Source organism: Variovorax terrae, assembly GCF_022809125.1.
GTDB lineage: Bacteria > Pseudomonadota > Gammaproteobacteria > Burkholderiales > Burkholderiaceae_C > Variovorax_A > Variovorax_A terrae.
On sequence record NZ_JALGBI010000001.1, the window covers coordinates 1,738,504 to 1,758,464 of the forward strand.

The 19,961-nt window shown below is 67.1% G+C and carries 15 protein-coding genes; 13 read left to right on the forward strand and 2 right to left on the reverse strand.

Annotated elements, in window-relative coordinates:
- Positions 1-426 carry an NfeD family protein gene (locus MMF98_RS08250; RefSeq protein ID WP_243305795.1) on the reverse strand — a complete coding sequence of 142 codons (426 nt, stop codon included), beginning with the start codon at positions 424-426 and terminating at the stop codon, positions 1-3.
- A 133-nt stretch (positions 427-559) separates the two neighbouring features.
- Between MMF98_RS08250 and MMF98_RS08255 the strand changes: the two genes are divergently transcribed.
- The gene (locus MMF98_RS08255; protein WP_243305796.1) at positions 560-2,914 is read left to right on the forward strand and encodes an arginine/lysine/ornithine decarboxylase; all 2,355 of its coding nucleotides are present in this window, start codon (positions 560-562) and stop codon (positions 2,912-2,914) included.
- 97 nt (positions 2,915-3,011) lie between these two features.
- On the opposite strand, the gene fabI is transcribed toward MMF98_RS08255, so the two are convergent.
- Positions 3,012-3,821 (reverse strand): enoyl-ACP reductase FabI, encoded by an 810-nt coding sequence (fabI, locus tag MMF98_RS08260; RefSeq protein WP_243305797.1) that lies wholly within the window; start codon positions 3,819-3,821, stop codon positions 3,012-3,014.
- Positions 3,822-3,858: 37 nt separating this feature from the next.
- On the opposite strand from fabI, the gene MMF98_RS08265 reads away from it, so the two are divergent.
- From MMF98_RS08265 to MMF98_RS08320, 12 genes are all read left to right on the forward strand, one after another.
- Entirely contained in the window at positions 3,859-5,736 is a 1,878-nt protein-coding gene (locus MMF98_RS08265; protein ID WP_243305798.1) for an extracellular solute-binding protein, read from the forward strand.
- The gene (locus MMF98_RS08270) at positions 5,733-6,764 is read left to right on the forward strand and encodes a microcin C ABC transporter permease YejB (protein WP_243305799.1); all 1,032 of its coding nucleotides are present in this window, start codon (positions 5,733-5,735) and stop codon (positions 6,762-6,764) included. Before MMF98_RS08265 ends, MMF98_RS08270 begins: the two co-directional genes overlap by 4 nt.
- Positions 6,765-6,881: 117 nt before the next feature.
- The gene (locus tag MMF98_RS08275; RefSeq protein WP_243305800.1) at positions 6,882-7,916 is read left to right on the forward strand and encodes an ABC transporter permease; all 1,035 of its coding nucleotides are present in this window, start codon (positions 6,882-6,884) and stop codon (positions 7,914-7,916) included.
- Positions 7,913-9,577: an ABC transporter ATP-binding protein gene (locus MMF98_RS08280; RefSeq protein WP_243305801.1), complete on the forward strand. Its 1,665-nt coding sequence runs from the start codon at positions 7,913-7,915 to the stop codon at positions 9,575-9,577. The genes MMF98_RS08275 and MMF98_RS08280 overlap by 4 nt, the downstream gene beginning before the upstream one ends.
- 119 nt (positions 9,578-9,696) lie before the next feature.
- A complete protein-coding gene (gene rimP / locus MMF98_RS08285) occupies positions 9,697-10,275 on the forward strand; it encodes a ribosome maturation factor RimP (protein ID WP_243305802.1) in 579 nt (192 codons plus the stop codon).
- A 33-nt stretch (positions 10,276-10,308) separates the two neighbouring features.
- Complete coding sequence (nusA, locus tag MMF98_RS08290) at positions 10,309-11,805, forward strand: transcription termination factor NusA (RefSeq protein WP_243305803.1); 1,497 nt, start codon at positions 10,309-10,311, stop codon at positions 11,803-11,805.
- A 24-nt stretch (positions 11,806-11,829) separates the two neighbouring features.
- Complete coding sequence (gene infB, locus MMF98_RS08295) at positions 11,830-14,727, forward strand: translation initiation factor IF-2 (protein WP_243305804.1); 2,898 nt, start codon at positions 11,830-11,832, stop codon at positions 14,725-14,727.
- 28 nt (positions 14,728-14,755) lie between these two features.
- Positions 14,756-15,127 carry a 30S ribosome-binding factor RbfA gene (gene rbfA / locus MMF98_RS08300; protein ID WP_243305805.1) on the forward strand — a complete coding sequence of 124 codons (372 nt, stop codon included), beginning with the start codon at positions 14,756-14,758 and terminating at the stop codon, positions 15,125-15,127.
- A 2-nt stretch (positions 15,128-15,129) separates the two neighbouring features.
- Positions 15,130-16,080, forward strand: coding sequence for a tRNA pseudouridine(55) synthase TruB (gene truB / locus MMF98_RS08305; protein ID WP_243305806.1), 951 nt, complete (start codon positions 15,130-15,132; stop codon positions 16,078-16,080).
- Entirely contained in the window at positions 16,077-17,909 is a 1,833-nt protein-coding gene (gene typA, locus MMF98_RS08310; RefSeq protein ID WP_243305807.1) for a translational GTPase TypA, read from the forward strand. Before truB ends, typA begins: the two co-directional genes overlap by 4 nt.
- 75 nt (positions 17,910-17,984) lie before the next feature.
- Entirely contained in the window at positions 17,985-18,860 is an 876-nt protein-coding gene (locus MMF98_RS08315) for a DMT family transporter (RefSeq protein WP_243305808.1), read from the forward strand.
- Positions 18,853-19,956 carry an enoyl-CoA hydratase/isomerase family protein gene (locus tag MMF98_RS08320; RefSeq protein WP_243305809.1) on the forward strand — a complete coding sequence of 368 codons (1,104 nt, stop codon included), beginning with the start codon at positions 18,853-18,855 and terminating at the stop codon, positions 19,954-19,956. Before MMF98_RS08315 ends, MMF98_RS08320 begins: the two co-directional genes overlap by 8 nt.
- Positions 19,957-19,961 lie beyond the last annotated feature (5 nt).

The window sequence follows — 19,961 nt, forward strand, 5'->3', positions numbered from 1 at the left end:
TCAAATCTTGTCGACGACCAGGCGGTTGCCAACGACTTCCGCAACGCGGTGCTGTCCGGTCGATGGCGTGCTGCCGGTGCGCGGCACCACGGTCCAGCTCGCGCCGCGGTACTTGACGGTGGCGGTGCCGTCCGCGTGCCAGGCCTCCACGAAGACCGTTTCTCCGACATCGAGGTTGACGTCGCGGTTGGCACCCACCGGCGGGCCCGGCGGCTGCTTCGTGCGCTTGTAATGCCAGATCGCCACGGCGCCACCGCCGATCACGGCCGCCACCAGCACCTGCACCACCTGGCTCGCGCCTGCGTGGGCGGCCAGCGCGGCGCAGGCCAGCCCGATGGCCAGCATGAGGAGATAGAACGTCCCGGTGAGCAGCTCGACGACGATGGCGCCGCCGGTCAACAGCCACCAGAGGGTTGAATCCGTCATGAAACCTCCTCGGTCGTGTATGGGTAGCGCCACATTTTGGGGCAAAAGGGGCCGCGGCAAGAGGCTCGTCGCGTTATTTCCTTACACTTCGCGCCTGTTTTGCTTTTTTTGCCCCGTCTGCCTGGAGGCCTGCATGAAATTCCGCTTTCCCATTGTCATCATCGACGAAGACTTCCGTTCCGAGAATACCTCCGGGCTGGGCATCCGCGCGCTGGCGCAGGCCATCGAGAGCGAGGGCTTCGAAGTGCTGGGGGTCACCAGCTACGGTGACCTGAGCCAGTTCGCCCAGCAGCAGTCGCGCGCCAGCGCCTTCATCCTGTCGATCGACGACGAGGAGTTCACGCCGGGCCCGGACCTCGATCCGGCCGTGCTGAACCTGCGCAGCTTCATCGAGGAGGTGCGTCGCAAGAACTCCGACGTGCCGATCTACGTGTATGGCGAGACCAAGACCTCGCGCCACATGCCCAACGACATCCTGCGCGAGCTGCACGGCTTCATCCACATGTTCGAGGACACGCCCGAGTTCGTGGCGCGCCACATCATCCGCGAGGCCAAGAGCTACCTCGAGGGCGTGCAGCCGCCGTTCTTCAAGGCGTTGCTCGACTACGCGGAAGACGGTTCCTACTCCTGGCACTGCCCGGGCCACTCGGGCGGTGTGGCCTTCCTCAAGAGCCCCGTGGGCCAGATGTTCCACCAGTTCTTCGGCGAGAACATGCTGCGCGCCGACGTGTGCAATGCCGTGGAGGAGCTCGGCCAGCTACTGGACCATACCGGCCCGGTGGCCGCCAGCGAGCGCAATGCGGCGCGCATCTTCAATGCCGACCATTGCTTCTTCGTGACCAACGGCACCAGCACCTCCAACAAGATGGTCTGGCACCACACGGTGGCGCCGGGTGACGTGGTGGTGGTGGACCGCAACTGCCACAAGTCGATCCTGCACGCGATCATCATGACCGGGGCGATCCCTGTGTTCATGAAGCCCACGCGCAACCACTTCGGCATCATCGGACCGATCCCGCAGAGCGAGTTCGAGCCGGCGGCCATCCGGGCCAAGATCCGCGCCAACCCGCTGCTCCAGCATGTGAACGCCGACACCGTGAAGCCGCGCGTGATGACGCTCACGCAGTCCACCTACGACGGCGTGATCTACAACACCGAGACCATCAAGGGCATGCTCGACGGCTACGTCGACACGCTGCACTTCGACGAGGCCTGGCTGCCGCACGCCGCCTTCCACCCGTTCTACGGCCCGTACCACGCGATGGGCAAGCGCCGCGCGCGCCCGAAGGAGTCGCTGGTGTTCGCCACGCAATCCACCCACAAGCTGCTGGCCGGCATCAGCCAGGCCAGCCACGTGCTGGTGCAGGATTCGCAGAACCGCAAGCTTGACCGGCACCTGTTCAACGAGGCCTACCTGATGCACACCAGCACCAGCCCGCAGTACGCCATCATCGCGAGCTGCGACGTGGCCGCCGCGATGATGGAGCCGCCCGGCGGCACGGCATTGGTGGAAGAGAGCATCCTGGAGGCGCTCGACTTCCGCCGCGCCATGCGCAAGGTGGAAGAGGAGTTCGGCAAGGACGAATGGTGGTTCAAGGTCTGGGGGCCCGAGAAGCTGGTGGACGAAGGCATCGGCCGCGCCGAGGACTGGATCATCAAGGGCGAGGCCCGCACCGCCAAGTGGCACGGCTTCGGCCGGCTGGCCGATGGCTTCAACATGCTGGACCCGATCAAGTCCACCATCGTCACGCCCGGGCTGGACCTCAACGGCAAGTTCGCCAAGGAGGGCATTCCGGCCAGCATCGTGACCAAGTTCCTGGCCGAGCATGGCGTGATCGTGGAGAAGACCGGCCTCTACAGCTTCTTCATCATGTTCACCATCGGCATCACCAAGGGCCGCTGGAACACCCTGCTCACGGCGCTGCAGCAGTTCAAGGACGACTACGACCGCAACCAGCCGATGTGGCGCATCCTGCCCGAGTTCTGCCAGCAGCACCCGGTGTACGAGCGCATGGGCCTGCGCGACCTGTGCCAGCATGTGCACGCCCTGTACGCGCGCTACGACATCGCGCGGCTGACCACCGACATGTACCTGAGCGACCTCACGCCCGGCATGAAGCCGAGCGATGCCTTTGCCTACATCGCGCACCGCAAGACCGAGCGGGTGGAGATCGACCACCTGGAAGGCCGCATCGCCACCAGCCTGGTGACGCCTTACCCGCCCGGCATTCCGCTGCTGATCCCGGGCGAGGTGTTCAATAAGAAGATCGTCGACTACCTCAAGTTCTCGCGCGAGTTCAACGCCCAGTGCCCGGGCTTCGAGACCGATATCCACGGCCTGGTGGAGTTGCAGGACGACCAGGGCAAGGTGCGCTACTTCGCCGACTGCGTGGCCGAAGGCCCGGTGCTGTCGGCAGCACCGGCGACGACGGGCGAGGCGGTGCTGGTGCAGGTCGGCAACGACGGGCCGTTTGCGCGCACCCTCTGAAGCTGAAGCGCCGCTTGGAGTGCTATTGATTCAATAGCGGCCGAGGTCCACTGAACAAGGACATCGGACGTTTTTGATCAAATTTCTGTCGAAAAACTCAATGCTGGGCGGCGGGCTCGGCGATGCCGCCCACCACATGGCTGAAGCCGCCATCCACATAGGTGATCTCGGCCGACACGCCTCCTGCCAGGTCGGACATCAGGAACGCGGCCACGTTGCCCACGTCCTCGATCGTCACGTTGCGGCGGATCGGCGAGGCCTCGGCCACCACCGAGAGGATCTTGCCGAAGCCCTTGATGCCACTGGCCGCCAGCGTCTTGATCGGGCCGGCGCTGATGCCGTTCACACGCATGCCTCGCCCGTCCGGGGTCCGGCCCAGCGACTCGGCCAGATAGCGCACCGAGGCTTCGAGCGAGGCCTTGGCCAGGCCCATGGTGTTGTAGTTGGGCACGGTGCGCACGGCGCCCAGGTAGGTCAGCGTGAGCAGGGCTGATTTGTCGTTGAGATAGGGCAGAGCGGCCTTGGCCATGGCCGGGAAGCTGTAGGCGCTGATGTCATGCGCGATCTTGAAGCCTTCGCGGCTCAGGCCTTCGAGGAAGTCGCCGGCGATCGCCTCGCGCGGCGCATAGCCGATGCTGTGCACGAAGCCGTCGAAGCGGGGCCAGGCCTGCGACAGGTCGGCAAACAGCTTGGCGATCTGGGCATCGTCGCCCACATCGCAGTCGAACACCAGCTTGGAGCCGAAGTCGGCCGCGAATTCGGTGATGCGGTCCTTGAAGCGCTCGCCGACGTAGCTGAAAGCCAGCTCCGCGCCTTGTTCGTGGCAGGCCTTGGCGATGCCATAGGCGATGGAGCGGTTGGACAAAACACCCGTGATCAGCAATTTTTTGCCAGCGAGAAAACCCATAGCTCAGTCCTCAGGAAAAATCTTGCAGAATTGTCGCATGCGATGTTTGCTGGCTTTCCTGATGTGCGCCGCGGGCGCGGCGACGAGCGGCGCGGCCTGGTCCGCGTATGCCTATGAGCCCTATGGCGAGCTGAAGTACCCGGCCGGCTTCACCCATTTCTCCTACGTCAACCCGGACGCGCCCAAGGGCGGCAGCATGGTGCTGGTGCCGCCGTGGCGGGTGCAGACCTTCGATAAGTTCAACCCGTTCACGCTCAAGGGCACGGCCGCGCCGGGGCTGGCCGAGCTGATGTTCGAGTCGCTGCTGACCGGCGCCGCCGACGATGCGACCGGCGGCTACGGCCTGCTGGCCGAGGATGTGGCGGTGGCGCCCGACAGGATGTCGGTGACGTTCCGCCTCAACCCGGCGGCGCGCTTTCACAATGGCGACCCGGTGCTCGCCGCCGACGTGAAGTATTCGTTCGACACGCTGATCAGCAAGCAGGCGGCGCCGCAGTACCGCAGCATCTTCGAGGACGTGAAGGCCGCCACCGTGCTTGGCCCGCGCGAGGTGCGCTTCGATTTCGCCAAGCTCAACCTGGAGCTGCCCATGGTGGTGGGCAGCATGCCGGTGTTCTCGCGCCAGTGGGGCATGAGCCAGGGCGTGCGCAAGCCGTTCGACCAGATCGTGACGGACACGCCCATCGGCAGCGGCCCGTACCGGATCGACCGCAGCGACTTTGGCCGCGACATCACCTACCGGCGCGACCCCAACTACTGGGCCCGCCAACTCAATGTGCGCGTCGGCCAGTTCAACTTCGAGACCATCACCTACAGGATGTACAAGGACTCGACCGCCAGCCGCGAAGGGTTGAAGGCCGGCGAGTTCGATTTCTTCCAGGAGTCGGTCTCGCGCGACTGGGCGCGCGCCTACACGGGCAAGGTGTTCGAGCGCGGCGAGGTGGTCAAGCGCGAGTTTCCGCACCAGAACGTGCCGGATTTCCAGGCCTACGTCTTCAATCTGCGGGAGCCCAAGTTCCAGGACGTGCGGGTGCGCAAGGCCATTGCCCTGGCGATGGACTTCGAGTGGATGAACCGCCAGCTCTTCTACAACTCGTACACCCGGGCCCGCGGCTATTTCGGTGGCCAGACCACGCCCGACGGCTTTGGCGTGCAGGGCCTGCCCGGCCCGGACGAGCTGGCCCTGCTGGAGCCCCTGCGCGCCCAGCTGCCGCCCGAGGTGTTCGGCCCCGCGCCGGAGCCACCGCGCACCGACACGCCCGAAGGCCTGCGCGGCAACCTGCGCGAGGCGCAGGCCCTGCTCAAGGCCGCGGGCTGGACCTACCGCGACGGTGCCCTGCGCAACGCCAAGGGCGAGCCCTTCACCATGGAATTCATCGACAGCCAGGGGCCGAGCATCCTGCGTTTGCTGGCACCCTACATGAAGGCGCTCGAGAAGCTGGGCATCAAGCTGACCTACCGGCCGGTCGACTTCGCGCTCCTGCTGCAGCGCCTGCAGACCTTCCGGTTCGACTTTGGCAGCATGCGCATTCCCGGCTCGTCAAGCCCGAGCGCCACCGCGTTGCAGGAGATGTTCAGCAGCAAGGCGGCCGACACCGAGGGCTCGAGCAACCAGTGGGGCCTGAAGAGCCCGGCCGTCGATGCGCTGATCGCCAAGGTGGCGCAGGCCCAGACCCGCCAGCAGCTGCGCACCGCCATCCGGGCGCTCGACCGGGTGCTGCTGAACGGCTGGTACAGCGTGCCGATGTGGTATTCGGGCGTGTTCCGCGTGGCCTACCGCCCGGCCAAGTTCGAGCTGCCCCCGGTCGTGCCGCCGTACTACCAGCCCGAGCTCTGGGCGCTCAGTACCTGGTGGGGCTCGAAGCCAAACCTGGCGGCGGTGCCCGCCCCCAACCCGACGGGAGCCAAGCCATGACCGCCTACATCGCGCGCCGCCTGCTGCTGATGGTGCCCACGCTGTTCGGCGTGATGCTGATGACTTTCCTGGTGATCCAGTTCGTGCCGGGCGGGCCGGTCGAGCAGATGGTGGCTCAGATCAAGGGCCGCGACAGCATGCGCGAGGCCGGCGGCTCGGGCTCGGGCTACCGCGGCGCCCAGGGCGTGGATGCCAAGCGGCTCGAGGAGATCAAGGCGCTGTATGGCTTCGATAAGCCGGCCCACGAGCGCTTCTGGCAGATGATCGGGCAACTGGCGCGCTTCGACCTGGGCAAGAGCTTCTTCTACCCCAAGGACGTCTGGCAACTGGTGAAGGAGAAGCTGCCGGTCTCCGTCAGCCTCGGGCTCTGGACCTTCTTCCTGAGCTACCTGATCTCGGTGCCGCTGGGCATCGCCAAGGCGGTGCGCGCCGGCACGCGCTTCGACACGCTGACCAGCCTGGTCGTGCTGGTGGGCTATGCGATCCCGGGCTTCGTGCTCGGCGTGGCGCTGCTGGTGATCTTCGGCGGGCAGCTCCAGTGGTTTCCGCTGCGCGGGCTGACCTCCCCCAACTGGGACCAGCTCGGCTGGGGCGCGCGGATCGTGGACTACCTCTGGCACATCACGCTGCCGGTCACGGCCAGCGTGCTCGGCGCCTTCGCGGTGACCACCATGCTGACCAAGAATGCTTTTCTTGAGGAGATCCGCAAGCAGTACGTGCTGACGGCGCGCGCCAAGGGTCTGAGCGAGCGCAAGGTGCTCTGGAAGCATGTGTTCCGCAACGCGCTGATCCCGCTGGTGACGGGGTTCCCGGCGGCCTTCATCGGCGCCTTCTTCGCCGGCTCGCTGCTGATCGAGACGCTGTTCTCGCTCGACGGCCTGGGCCTGCTGTCCTACGAGTCGGTGATGCGGCGCGACTACCCCGTGGTGCTGGGCACGCTGTACCTGTTCACGCTGATCGGGCTGGTGACCAAGCTCCTGAGCGACCTCTGTTATGTCTGGGTGGATCCGCGTGTTAAGTTTGACTAGCCCCCCCGTTGCCGCCTGTGGCGGCCTCCCCCCTAAGGGGGGCAACGCCAGTGGCCCGGCGAAGCCGGTTCCACGGCGTTCCTGGGTTGAGCTGCTTCGTTCGCAGGGAGGGGCGGCATGAGCGCCATTTCCCTGTCTCCCTCGCGGCGCGCCTGGCTGCGCTTTCGGCGCAACCGGCTGGGCTTCTGGAGCCTGGTGATCTTCTGCCTGCTGGTGCTGCTGAGCCTGGGGGCGGAGCTGGTGTCCAACGACAAGCCGCTGCTGGCGCGCTACGAAGGCCGGTGGTACGCACCCATCGTCCACAACGTGCCCGAGACCGTGTTTGGCGGCGACTTCCAGACGCCCACCGACTACCTCGACCCGTTCATCCAGCGCCAGTTCGCCAAGCCCGGCAACTTCATGCTGTTTCCTCCCAACCACTACCACTACAGCACGCTGAACTACTTCGCCAAGCAGCCCAATCCCTCGGGCCCCACCGCCGAGAACTGGCTCGGCACCGACGACCGCGGCCGCGACATGGTGGCCCAGCTGCTGTATGGCTTTCGGGTCTCGGTGCTGTTCGCGCTGGCGCTCACCGCCATCGGCGTGGCGCTGGGCATCGTGGCGGGGGCGGTGCAGGGCTTCTTCGGCGGCAAGACCGACCTGATCATGCAGCGCTTCATCGAGATCTGGGGCTCCATGCCGGAGCTGTACCTGCTGGTCATCTTCTCGGCCGTGTTCGAGCCCAGCGTGCTGCTGCTGGTCGTGCTGCTCAGCCTGTTCGGCTGGATGGGGCTGGGCGACTACGTGCGCGCCGAGTTCCTGCGCAACCGCCAGCTCGACTACGTGCGCGCCGCGCGCGCCCTGGGTGTGGGCAACGGGCGCCTGATCTGGCGCCACCTCCTGCCCAACAGCATGACGCCGGTGGTGACCTTCCTGCCGTTTCGCATGAGCGCCGCCATCCTGGCGCTGACGTCGCTGGATTTCCTGGGCCTGGGCGTGCCGCCGGGCACGCCGTCGCTGGGCGAGCTGCTGAGCCAGGGCAAGGCCAACATCGACGCCTGGTGGATCTCGCTGTCCACCTTCGCCGTGCTGGTGGTTACGCTGCTGCTGCTGACCTTCATGGGCGATGCGCTGCGCGATGCGCTCGACCCCCGGAAGGCGGACCAATGAGTGCCGCCATGCCATGGACGGCGCCGGCACCGGGCGGTGCCCCCGCGCCGCTGCTGGAGGTGCGTGACCTGCGCATCGCCTTCGGCGGCAAGGAGGTCGTGCACGGGGTGAGCTTCACGATCCAGCCGGGCGAGAAGCTCGCGCTGGTCGGCGAGTCGGGCTCGGGCAAGACCGTCACGGCGCTGAGCCTGCTGCGGCTGGCCCAGAATGCCCATTTGTCCGGTTCTGCACGCTTTTTTGGCCCGGAGTCCGCGTCGGACGGTCTTGACCTGCTATCAATCCAGGAGCAAAAGCTGCGCGGCATCCGGGGCCGCGACATCGCCATGATCTTCCAGGAGCCGATGACGGCGCTCAACCCGCTGCTGAGCGTGGGCGAGCAGATCGCCGAAGTGCTGCAGCTCAAGCAGGGCTTGGGCGGGCGCGAGGCCGCCGAGGCCGCCGTGCAGTTGCTGGCCGACACCGGCATCCCCGAGCCGCAGCGCCGCGCCGGCGCGCTGCCGCACCAGCTTTCCGGCGGCCAGCGCCAGCGCGCCATGATCGCCATGGCGCTGGCCTGCCGCCCCAGGCTGCTGCTGGCTGACGAGCCCACGACCGCGCTGGACGTGACGCTGCGCGCGCAGATCCTGGACTTGCTGGACAACCTGCAGCGCCGCCATGGCATGGCCGTGCTGATGATCACGCACGACCTGAACCTGGTGCGCCGCTTCGCCGACCGCGTGGCGGTGATGGAAAACGGCCACCTCGTGGAAAGCGGCCCGGTGGCCGCGGTGCTGGCCAACCCGCAGCACCCCTACACCCGCAAGCTGCTCGACAGCCGCCCGCAGCGGGATGTGTCCGACAGCCCGCCCGATCCCGCCGCCGACACCGTGATGCAGGCCCAGGGGCTGCGCGTGAGTTACCCGGTAAGCCGGCCCGGCCTGCGCGGCTGGTTTGGCAAGGGCGAGTTCGTGGCGGTCGAGGGGGCGGATTTCAGCATCGCGGCGGGGCGCACGCTGGGCGTGGTGGGCGAGTCGGGCTCGGGCAAGTCCACCCTGGCCCTGGCGGCCCTGGGCCTGCTGCCGCACGGCGGGGCGCTGGAGGTGGTCGGCCGGGCCTGGGGCGCCGGGCGCAGGCAGGGCGCGCACAACCAGGCCATCCGGCGGCTGGTCCAGGTGGTGTTCCAGGACCCGTATTCCTCGCTGTCGCCGCGCATGACGGTGGAGGAAATCGTGGGCGAGGGCCTGCTGGTGCATGAGCCCGGCCTGCCGCCGGCCGAGCGGCGCCAGCGGGTGGCCGAGGCGCTGGCCGACGTCGGGCTGGCCGAGGCCTCGTTTCCCGGCCTGCCGCAGCGCTACCCGCACGAATTCTCCGGCGGCCAGCGCCAGCGGCTGGCGATCGCCCGGGCGCTGATCGTCCGGCCCCGCCTGCTGGTGCTGGACGAGCCCACCAGCGCGCTGGACGTGACCATCCAGAAGCAGGTGCTGACGCTGCTGCAGCGCCTGCAGCGCGAGCGGGGCCTGAGCTACCTGCTGATCACCCATGACGTGGACGTGATCCGGGCCATGGCGCACGAGGTGTTCGTCATGAAGGACGGCCGCATCGTCGAATCCGGCCCGGTGCACCGGGTGCTTGACGCGCCGCAGCATGAATACACCCGGACCCTGGTGACGGCAGCAGCCTAAACCCTTGCAAATCAAGGCTTTACGAGGTACAATCCTTTTCTCACGACCAAACGGGCGGGTACCAACCGCCCGTTTTTTTTGGTCGATCGATTTTGGATTTAGGGTGGCAGCTGACCAACGTGGCACTACAGCAGATTGTTGAACAAACGGTGACCGGCCTCGGTTACGACCTCGTGGAGATCGAACGCTCCGCCGGAGGATTGCTGCGCATCACGATTGATCTGCCCTGGACGCCCGGCGTGGAGCAGTTCGTCACGGTCGAGGACTGCGAGAAGGTCACGCGCCAGCTGCAGTTCGCGCTGGAGGTGGACGGCGCCGAGTACAAGCGCCTGGAAGTCTCGTCGCCCGGCATCGACCGGCCGCTGCGCCACGAGAAGGACTTCGAGCGTTTCGCCGGCGAGGTGGTGGACATCACCCTGAAGGCCCCGATGGGCGCGGCCGCCGGCGGCCAGGTCAGCGCCAACCGCAAGAAATTCCGCGGCACGCTGGAGCGCGTGTCCTCCGGCGAGGCCTCGGGCTGGCAGATCGTCTGGCGCGACGAGCCCGCCGTCAAGCCGGGCCAGAAGGTGAGCCGCAAGCGGGAGCCCGCGCCGCTGCAGGCGCTGGGCTTCACCCTGGACGAACTGCGCGATGCCCGGTTGGCGCCGATGGTCGATTTCAAGGGCCGCAGGCCCAAGCCTGCCCCTTCGGCGGATTGAGTTTTTGAATTGAGTGTTCAGGAGAGTCGTGACATGAATCGCGAATTATTGATGCTGGTGGAAGCCATCTCGCGCGAGAAGAACGTCGAGCGCGACGTGGTGTTTGGCGCGGTCGAGTCTGCCCTGGCGCAGGCGACCAAGAAACTCTACGAAGGTGAAGTGGACATCCGCGTCGCGATCGACCGCGACACCGGCAACTACGAAACCTTCCGCCGCTGGCACGTGGTGCCCGACGAGGCCGGCCTGCAGCTGCCCGAGCAGGAGATCCTGCTGTTCGAAGCCAAGGAGCAGATTCCCGACATCGAGGTCGACGAGTACATCGAGGAAGGCGTGGAGTCGGTCCCGATCGGCCGCATCGGCGCGATGGCGGCCAAGCAGGTGATCCTGCAGAAGATCCGCGACGCCGAGCGCGAGATGCTGCTCAACGACTTCATGTCGCGCGGCGACAAGATCTTCGTGGGCACCGTCAAGCGCATGGACAAGGGCGACATCATCGTCGAGTCCGGCCGCGTCGAAGGCCGCCTGCGCCGCAGCGAGATGATCCCCAAGGAAAACCTGCGCAACGGCGACCGCGTGCGCGCCATGATCATGGAGGTGGACCTGACGCTGCGCGGCGCGCCCATCATCCTGTCGCGCTCGGCGCCCGAGTTCATGATCGAGCTGTTCCGCCAGGAAGTGCCCGAGATCGAGCAGGGCCTGCTCGAGATCAAGAGCTGTGCCCGCGACCCGGGCAGCCGCGCCAAGATCGCCGTGCTGAGCCACGACAAGCGTGTCGACCCGATCGGCACCTGCGTCGGCGTGCGCGGCACGCGCGTCAACGCCGTCACCAACGAGCTGGCCGGCGAGCGCGTGGACATCGTGCTGTGGAGCGAGGACCCGGCCCAGTTCGTGATTGGCGCGCTGGCGCCGGCCAACGTGTCCTCCATCGTGGTCGATGAAGAGAAGCACGCCATGGACGTGGTGGTGGACGAGGAAAACCTCGCCATCGCGATCGGCCGCGGCGGCCAGAACGTGCGCCTGGCGTCCGACCTGACCGGCTGGAAGATCAACATCATGGATGCCACGGAATCGGCCCAGAAGCAGGCCGAGGAAACCGACACCATTCGCAAGCTGTTCATGGAAAAGCTCGATGTCGACCAGGAAATCGCCGACATCCTGTTCGCCGAAGGCTTCACCAGCCTGGAAGAAGTGGCCTATGTGCCGCTGCAGGAAATGCTGGAGATCGAGAGCTTCGACGAGGAAACCGTTACCGAGCTGCGCACCCGTGCCAAGGATGCCCTGCTGACCATGGAAATCGCCCGGGAAGAGAGTGTCGAGGAAGTGTCGCAGGACCTGCGCGACCTCGAGGGCCTGACGCCCGAGCTGGTGGCCAAGCTGGCCGAAAGCGGCGTGCACACCCGCGACGACCTGGCCGACCTGGCCGTGGATGAACTCACTGATATCACCGGCCAGTCTGCGGACGAAGCCAAGGCCTTGATCATGAAGGCGCGCGAACACTGGTTCACCAGTGACGCCGCTTCTCAAGAGTAACGGTCATGAAAGGTTACACAACACATGTCCAGTATGACCGTCGCCGAGTTTGCCAGCGAACTCAAGAAATCCACCGAAACCTTGCTTGACCAGCTCAAGTCCGCCGGCGTGCCCAAATCGGCCTCCACCGATGCCCTGAGCGAGCCCGACAAGCAGAAACTCCTGGCCTACCTGCAGTCCAGCCACGGCACTGCCACGGGAGAGCGCAAGAAGATCACGCTGGTGAAGAAGTCCACCAGCGAGATCAAGCAAGCCGACGCCACCGGCAAGGCCCGCACCATCCAGGTGGAAGTGCGCAAGAAGCGCACCTTCGTCAAGCGCGAAGACGGCAGCGATGCGCCGGCCGATGCCGCGCACGAGCCGTCCGCCGACGCCGCGCCTTCCGCTCCCCTGATCGACGAGGCCGAACTGGCCCGCCGCGAGGAAGAAGCCCGCCGCCAGGCCGAGCTGATCCGCCGCCAGGAAGAAGAGCTTGCCGAGAAGCGCCGCCAGCGCGAGGCCGAGGAGGCCCGTGCGCGCGAACAGGCGGAGCAGGCCGAGAAGGCCGCCGCCGCAGCGGCTGCGGCCGCTGCTTCCGAGAAGAAGCAGGCCAGCGTCCAGGAAGCGCCGGCCCCCGCCGCGGCCCAGGCCGCCGCGGACGATGCCGAAACGCGCGCCGCCGCCGAAGCCCGCGCCAAGGAAGAGGCGCGAGCCAAGGCGGCTGCCGAATCCAAGGCCCGCGCCGACGAGGAAGCCGCCCGCGCCAAGGACCTCGACGAGCGCCGCCGCAAGGCCCTGGCGGAAGCCGAGGCCATCCGCGCCATGATGAACGCGCCCAAGCGCGTGCTGGTGGCGAAGAAGCCCGAAGAACCCAAGCCGGCTGCCGCCGATGCGGCCAAGGCCGGCATGAAGGGCACGCTGCACAAGCCAGCGGCCGGCACGGCCCCGGCGCGGCCGGCAGCAGCGGGTGCTGCGGCGCCGGCGGGCGCGGGCAAGGAAGTCAAGTCCGCCAAGCTGTCGTCGAGCTGGGCCGGCGATCCGGCCAAGAAGAAGGAAATCAAGACCCGCGGCGATTCCAGCGGCGGCGTGGGCCGCAACAGCTGGCGCGGAGGCCCGCGCGGCCGCCGTGGCAACGACCGTGGCGACCGCGAGGAGCATGTGCAGTCCGCGCCGGTGGAAGCCCGCGTGATCGAGGTGCACGTGCCCGAAACCATCACCGTGGCCGAGCTGGCGCACAAGATGGCGGTCAAGGCCTCGGAGGTGATCAAGCACCTCATGAAGCTGGGCCAGATGGTCACCATCAACCAGCCGCTGGACCAGGACACCGCCATGATCGTGGTGGAGGAAATGGGCCACAAGGCCATCATCGCCGCGCTGGACGATCCGGAAGCCTTCACCGAAGAGGAAGTGTCGCAGCAGCACGCCGAAGCGCTGCCGCGCGCTCCCGTGGTCACCGTCATGGGCCACGTCGACCACGGCAAGACCTCGCTGCTGGACTACATCCGCCGCGCCAAGGTGGCGTCGGGCGAAGCCGGCGGCATCACGCAGCACATCGGCGCCTACCACGTCGAGACGCCGCGCGGCATGATCTCGTTCCTCGACACCCCGGGCCACGAGGCGTTCACCGCCATGCGCGCCCGCGGCGCGCAGGCCACCGACATCGTGATCCTGGTGGTGGCGGCCGACGACGGCGTCATGCCCCAGACCAAGGAAGCCATCAAGCACGCGAAGGCGGCCGGTGTGCCGATCGTGGTGGCGGTCAACAAGATCGACAAGCCCGATGCCAACGCCGACCGCGTGAAGCAGGAGCTGGTGGCCGAGGAAGTGGTGCCCGAAGAGTACGGCGGCGAATCGCCCTTCGTGCCGGTGTCGGCCAAGACCGGCCAGGGCATCGACGAGCTGCTCGAGCAGGTGCTGCTGCAGGCCGAGGTGCTGGAGCTCAAGGCCCCGGTCGATGCCATGGCCAAGGGCCTGGTGATCGAGGCGCAGCTCGACAAGGGCCGCGGCCCGGTGGCCACCGTGCTGGTGCAGTCCGGCACGCTCAAGACCGGCGACGTGGTGCTGGCCGGCTCGACCTATGGCCGCGTGCGCGCCATGCTCGACGAGAACGGCAAGAGCATCAAGGCGGCCGGTCCGTCGATTCCGGTGGAAATCCAGGGCCTGACCGAGGTGCCGCAGGCCGGCGACGAGTTCATGGTGATGACCGACGAGCGCCGTGCGCGCGAGATCGCGACCTACCGCGCCGGCAAGTTCCACAACACCAAGCTGGCTCGCCAGCAGGCCGCCAAGCTGGAGAACATGTTCTCCGACATGGCCGCCGGCGAGGTCAAGAAGTTGCCGATCATCGTCAAGGCCGACGTGCAGGGCTCGCAGGAAGCGCTGTCGCAGTCGCTGCTCAAGCTCTCGACCGACGAGGTCAAGGTGCAGATGGTGTACACGGCGGTGGGCGGCATCAGCGAGTCCGACGTCAACCTGGCGATCGCCTCCAAGGCGGTGATCATCGGCTTCAACACGCGGGCCGATGCCGGCGCGCGCAAGCTGGCCGAGAACAACGGCGTCGACATCCGCTACTACAGCATCATCTATGACGCTGTGGACGACCTGAAGGTCGCCATGTCGGGCATGCTCACGCCGGACAAGAAGGAGGAAGTCATCGGCACGGCCGAGATCCGCCAGGTGTTCCGCGTCAGCAAGATCGGCGCCATCGCCGGCTGTATGGTCACCTCGGGCGTGGTGCGCCGCTCCGCGAAGCTGCGCCTGCTGCGCAACAACGTGGTGGTGTTCACCGGCGAACTCGATTCGCTCAAGCGCTTCAAGGACGACGCCAAGGAAGTCAAGGAAGGTTTCGAGTGCGGCCTGAACATCAAGGGCTACAACGACATCGCCGAAGGCGACCAGCTCGAGTTCTTCGAGATCAAGGAAGTGGCCCGGACGCTGGCGTGATGCCAGCCTTGCGGACCCGGATCGAACCATGCCAGCCAAGAAGTCATCCGTTCCCAATCGCGGCTTTCGCGTCGCCGATCAGATCCAGCGCGATCTGACGGAGCTGATCGCGCGCGAGTTGAAGGACCCGCGGGTGGGCATGGTGACGATCCAGGCCGTCGAGGTCACGCCCGACTACGCGCACGCCAAGGTGTTCTTCAGCGTGCTGGTGGGCGATCCGGCGGAGTGCGAGACGGCGCTGAACCAGGCCGCGGGCTTCCTGCGCAACGGCCTGTTCAAGCGCCTGCACATCCACACGGTGCCGACGCTGCACTTCCAGTTCGACCGCACGACCGAGCGCGCGGCCGACATGAACGCCTTGATCGCCAAGGCCGTTTCCTCGCGCGCCAAAGAAGACTGAGCATGAACGCGCCACGCACACGGGTGCAGCGGCGCCCTGTGCATGGGGTGTTGCTGCTTGACAAGCCGCTGGGTCTTTCCAGCAACGACGCCTTGCAGAAGGCGAAATGGCTGCTGCGCGCCGAAAAGGCCGGCCACACCGGCACGCTGGACCCGCTGGCCACCGGCGTGCTGCCGCTGTGCTTTGGCGCGGCCACCAAGTTCAGCCAGCTCCAGCTCGATGCCGACAAGACCTACGAGGCCGTGGCCCGGCTGGGCGTGAAAACCAGCACCGGCGACGCCGAGGGCGAGGTGATCGCCGAGCGCCCGGTGCAGTTCACCGCCGCGCAGCTGGCCGAGGTGGCCCGGCGCTTCACCGGCCGCATCCAGCAGGTGCCGCCGATGCACAGCGCGCTCAAGAAGGACGGGCGCGCGCTGTACGAATACGCCCGCCAGGGCATCGAGATCGAGCGGGCGCCGCGCGATGTCGAGATTTTCAAGCTGGAAGTGGCGGAGGTCCAGGCGCCTGGGTCGTTTCGTGCTATCAAAATAATAGTGACCTGCAGCAAGGGCACCTACATCCGGACCCTCGGCGAGGACATCGGCGAGGCGCTCGGCTGTGGTGCGCACCTGACCTCGCTGCGCCGCATCGCCACCGGCGGCTTCGACGTGTCGCAGTGCGTGACGCTCGCGGCCCTGGAAGCGATGGACGAAGCTGAGCGCCTGGACTGCCTGCAGCCCGTGGCGTCGCTGCTGGCCGATCACACCCGTGTCACGCTGGATGCCGACAATGCGGGGCGTTTCCTGAGCGGCCTGCGCCGCCGCGGCGCCTGGCCCGACACGGCGCAGGTGGCCGTCTACGGCCAGCAGCCCGAAGCCCTGCTGGGCACGGCGCATGTCACGGCCGGCGAGCTGATTCCGGGGCGGCTGCTGAGCCCGCCCGAGATACAACAGATTTTGGAAAGCAAACTATGAGCAACAAGCAAATCCGCAACATCGCCATCATCGCCCACGTCGACCATGGCAAGACCACCATGGTCGACCAACTGCTGCGCCAGTCCGGCACCTTCGCCGAGCACGAGAAGGTGGTCGACACCGTGATGGACAACAACGCCATCGAACGCGAGCGCGGCATCACCATCCTGGCCAAGAATTGCGCCGTGAGCTGGGAAGGCACGCACATCAACATCGTCGACACCCCCGGCCACGCGGACTTCGGCGGCGAGGTGGAGCGCGCTCTCTCCATGGTGGACGGCGTGGTGCTGCTGATCGACGCGCAGGAAGGCCCGATGCCCCAGACGCGCTTCGTGACCAAGAAGGCGCTGGCCCTGGGCCTGCGCCCGATCCTGGTGGTGAACAAGGTCGACAAGCCCGGCGCGCGGCCCGACTACGTGGTCAACGCCGCGTTCGACCTGTTCGACAAGCTGGGCGCCACCGATGAACAGCTCGATTTCCCCGTGGTCTACGCCTCGGGCATCAACGGCTGGTCCTCGCTGGAAGAGGGCGCTCCGGGCGAGCAATGGGGCCCCGACATGTCGGCCCTGTTCAACACCGTGCTCAAGCATGTGCCGGCGCACGAGGGCGACCCGGCCGCGCCGCTGCAGCTGCAGATTTCCGCGCTCGATTTCTCGACCTTCGTCGGCCGCATCGGCGTGGGCCGCGTCAATGCCGGCACCGTCAAGCCGCTGATGGATGTGGTGGTGATGGAAGGCCCGGACGGCAAGTCCTTCAAGGGCCGCGTCAACCAGGTGCTGACGTTCCAGGGCCTGGACCGCGTGCAGGTGACCGAGGCCGGCCCCGGCGACATCGTGCTGATCAACGGCATCGCCGACATCGGCATCGGCGTGACCCTGACCGACCCGCTCAACCCGGCGCCGCTGCCCATGCTCAAGGTCGACGAGCCGACCCTGACCATGAACTTCTGCGTCAACACCAGCCCACTGGCCGGCCGTGAAGGCAAGTTCGTCACCAGCCGCCAGATCTGGGACCGCCTGCAGAAAGAGCTGCAGTCCAACGTGGCGCTGCGCGTCAAGGAAACCGACGAGGAAGGCGTGTTCGAGGTCATGGGCCGCGGTGAGTTGCACCTGACCATCCTGCTCGAGAACATGCGCCGCGAAGGCTACGAGATGGCCGTGTCCAAGCCGCGCGTGGTGTTCAAGGACGTGGACGGCGTGCGCCACGAGCCGATCGAGCTGGTGACGGCCGACATCGAAGAGAACCACCAGGGCGGCGTGATGCAGGCGCTGGGCGAGCGCAAGGGCGAGCTGGTGAACATGGAGCCGGACGGCCGCGGCCGCGTGCGCCTCGAATACCGCATCCCGGCGCGCGGCCTGATCGGCTTCACCAACGAGTTCCTGAACCTGACGCGCGGCTCCGGCCTCATCAGCAACATCTTCGACAGCTACGAGCCGCACAAGGGCGACATCGGCGGCCGCAAGAACGGCGTGCTGATCTCCATGGACGACGGTGAAATCTTCACCTACGCGCTGGGCAAGCTGGACGACCGCGGCCGCATGTTCGTGAAGGCGAACGACCCGGTGTACGAAGGCATGATCGTCGGCATCCACAGCCGCGACAACGACCTCGTGGTCAACGCCACGCGTACCAAGCAGCTGACCAACTTCCGCGTCAGCGGCAAGGAAGACGCGATCAAGATCACGCCCCCGATCGAACTCACGCTCGAATACGGCGTGGAGTTCATCGAGGACGACGAACTGGTCGAGATCACGCCCAAGAGCGTGCGCCTGCGCAAGCGCTTCCTGAAGGAGCACGAGCGCAAGCGCGCCTCGCGCGAAGGCGCCTGAGCCGGCCTCGCTGACGGCGTCCGGCCGCCGGATTTGCGGGTAAGCTCGGCAGCTTGCCCGCTCGCCGCCTCCGCCATGAAACTCAGCCATCCCCAAGCCGTCGCCCTGATGGTGATCGTGACCCTGATGTGGTCGATCGCAGGGGTGGTCACGCGCCGGCTCGAGTACGCCAGCAGCTTCGAGATCACCTTCTGGCGCAGCTTCTTCACGCTGCTGTCGCTGCTGGTGATCCTGCCGCTGCTGCAGGGGCGCGAAGTGTTCACGAAGATCCGCCGCGCCGGCGCGGCGGTCTGGATCTCGGGCGTCTGCTGGAGCGTGATGTTCACCGCCTTCATGGTGGCGCTCACGCTCACCAGCGTGGCCAATGTGCTGGTGACCATGGCGGTCGGCCCGCTGTTCACCGCGCTGGTGGCGCGCATCTTCATCGGCCATCGGCTGGCGCCGCGCACCTGGGGCGCCATCGTGGTGGCCGGGCTGGGCATCGCCTACATGTACGGCAGCCAGATCGCGGGCGGCCAGGTTGCGGGCACGCTGGTGGCGCTGTGCGTGCCCATCGCGGGCGCCGTCAACTGGACCGTGGTGCAGCGCAGCCATGCCCAGGGGCACGATGTGGATCTCGTCCCGTCGGTACTGGTGGGCGCCGCGATCTCCTCGCTGGCCACGCTGCCGCTGTCGCTGCCGTTCCAGGCCACGCCGCACGACGTGGGCCTGCTGGCCATGCTGGGCCTGGTGCAGCTCGCCATTCCCTGCGTGCTGGCGGTGCAGTGCGCGCGCGCGCTCAAGGCCCCCGAGGTGGCGCTGCTGGCGCTGCTGGAAGTGATCTTCGGCATCGCCTTGGCCTGGCTGGGGGCCGGCGAGGCGCCCGGTGCCACGGTGCTGACCGGCGGCGCGCTGGTGATCGGCGCGCTGGTGATGAACGAATTGTTAGGCTGGAAACACAGAAATGCATGATGTGCTGACCGAGGTCCGCGGTGGCGTGGGCTTCATCACCCTGAACCGTCCGAAGGCGCTCAATGCGCTGTCGCTGTCCATGATCCGCGCGCTCACCGCGGCCCTGCTGGCCTGGCGCGAAGATGCCGGCGTGGCGGCGGTGGCGGTGCGCGGCAGCAGCAAGGACCCCGCCGGCGGCTCCAACGGCCTTCCATTCGGCGCCTTCTGCGCCGGCGGCGACATCCGCTTCTTCCATCAGGCGGCGCTGGCGGGCAACCCGGAGCTCGAAGACTTCTTCACCGAGGAATACGCGCTCAACCACCTGATCCACACCTACCCCAAGCCCTATGTGGCGTTCATGGACGGCATCGTGATGGGTGGCGGCATGGGTATCAGCCAGGGGGCGAGCCTGCGACTCGTGACTGAGCGCACCAGGATGGCGATGCCCGAAACCGGCATCGGCCTGTTTCCCGACGTGGGCGGCGGCTACTTCCTGAGCCGCTGTCCGGGGCGCGTGGGCGAATACCTGGCGCTGACCGGGCAGGTGATTTCAGGCGCTGACGCGGTTGCCGTCGGGCTGGCCGATGGCCTGGTGGCATCGGCCGCGCTGCCCGCGCTGTGGGACAGCCTGGCCTCGGGCGGAATCGATTCCACAGCCGGCCTGAAAGCCCGGATCGCTTCAAAATTCATAGCAAACAATGACCAACCTGCCTGGACCTCCGGCCTGTTGGACGATGTTTTCTCGCGTGAGAGCGTGGCTGGCATCCTCGCCGCGCTGCAGGCCGACGGGTCGGACTGGGCGCGTGACACCGCGGCCCTGCTGCGCAAGCGCTCGCCGCTGATGCTGAACGTGGTGCTCGAGCAGATCCGCCGCGCGCGCGGCATGGCGCTGGCCGACGACCTGCGCATGGAGCGCGATCTCGTGCGCCACTGCTTTCACCTGCGCCCCGGGGTGGCGTCGGAGACGGTCGAGGGCGTCCGCGCGCTGGCCGTGGACAAGGACCACAGCCCGAAATGGAATCCCGCAAGCATCGAAGACGTGACGCCGGCGATGGTGGCGCCGTTCTTCGTCAGCCCGTGGCCGGCGCACGCGCATCCGCTGCGCAGCCTGGCCTGAACCGC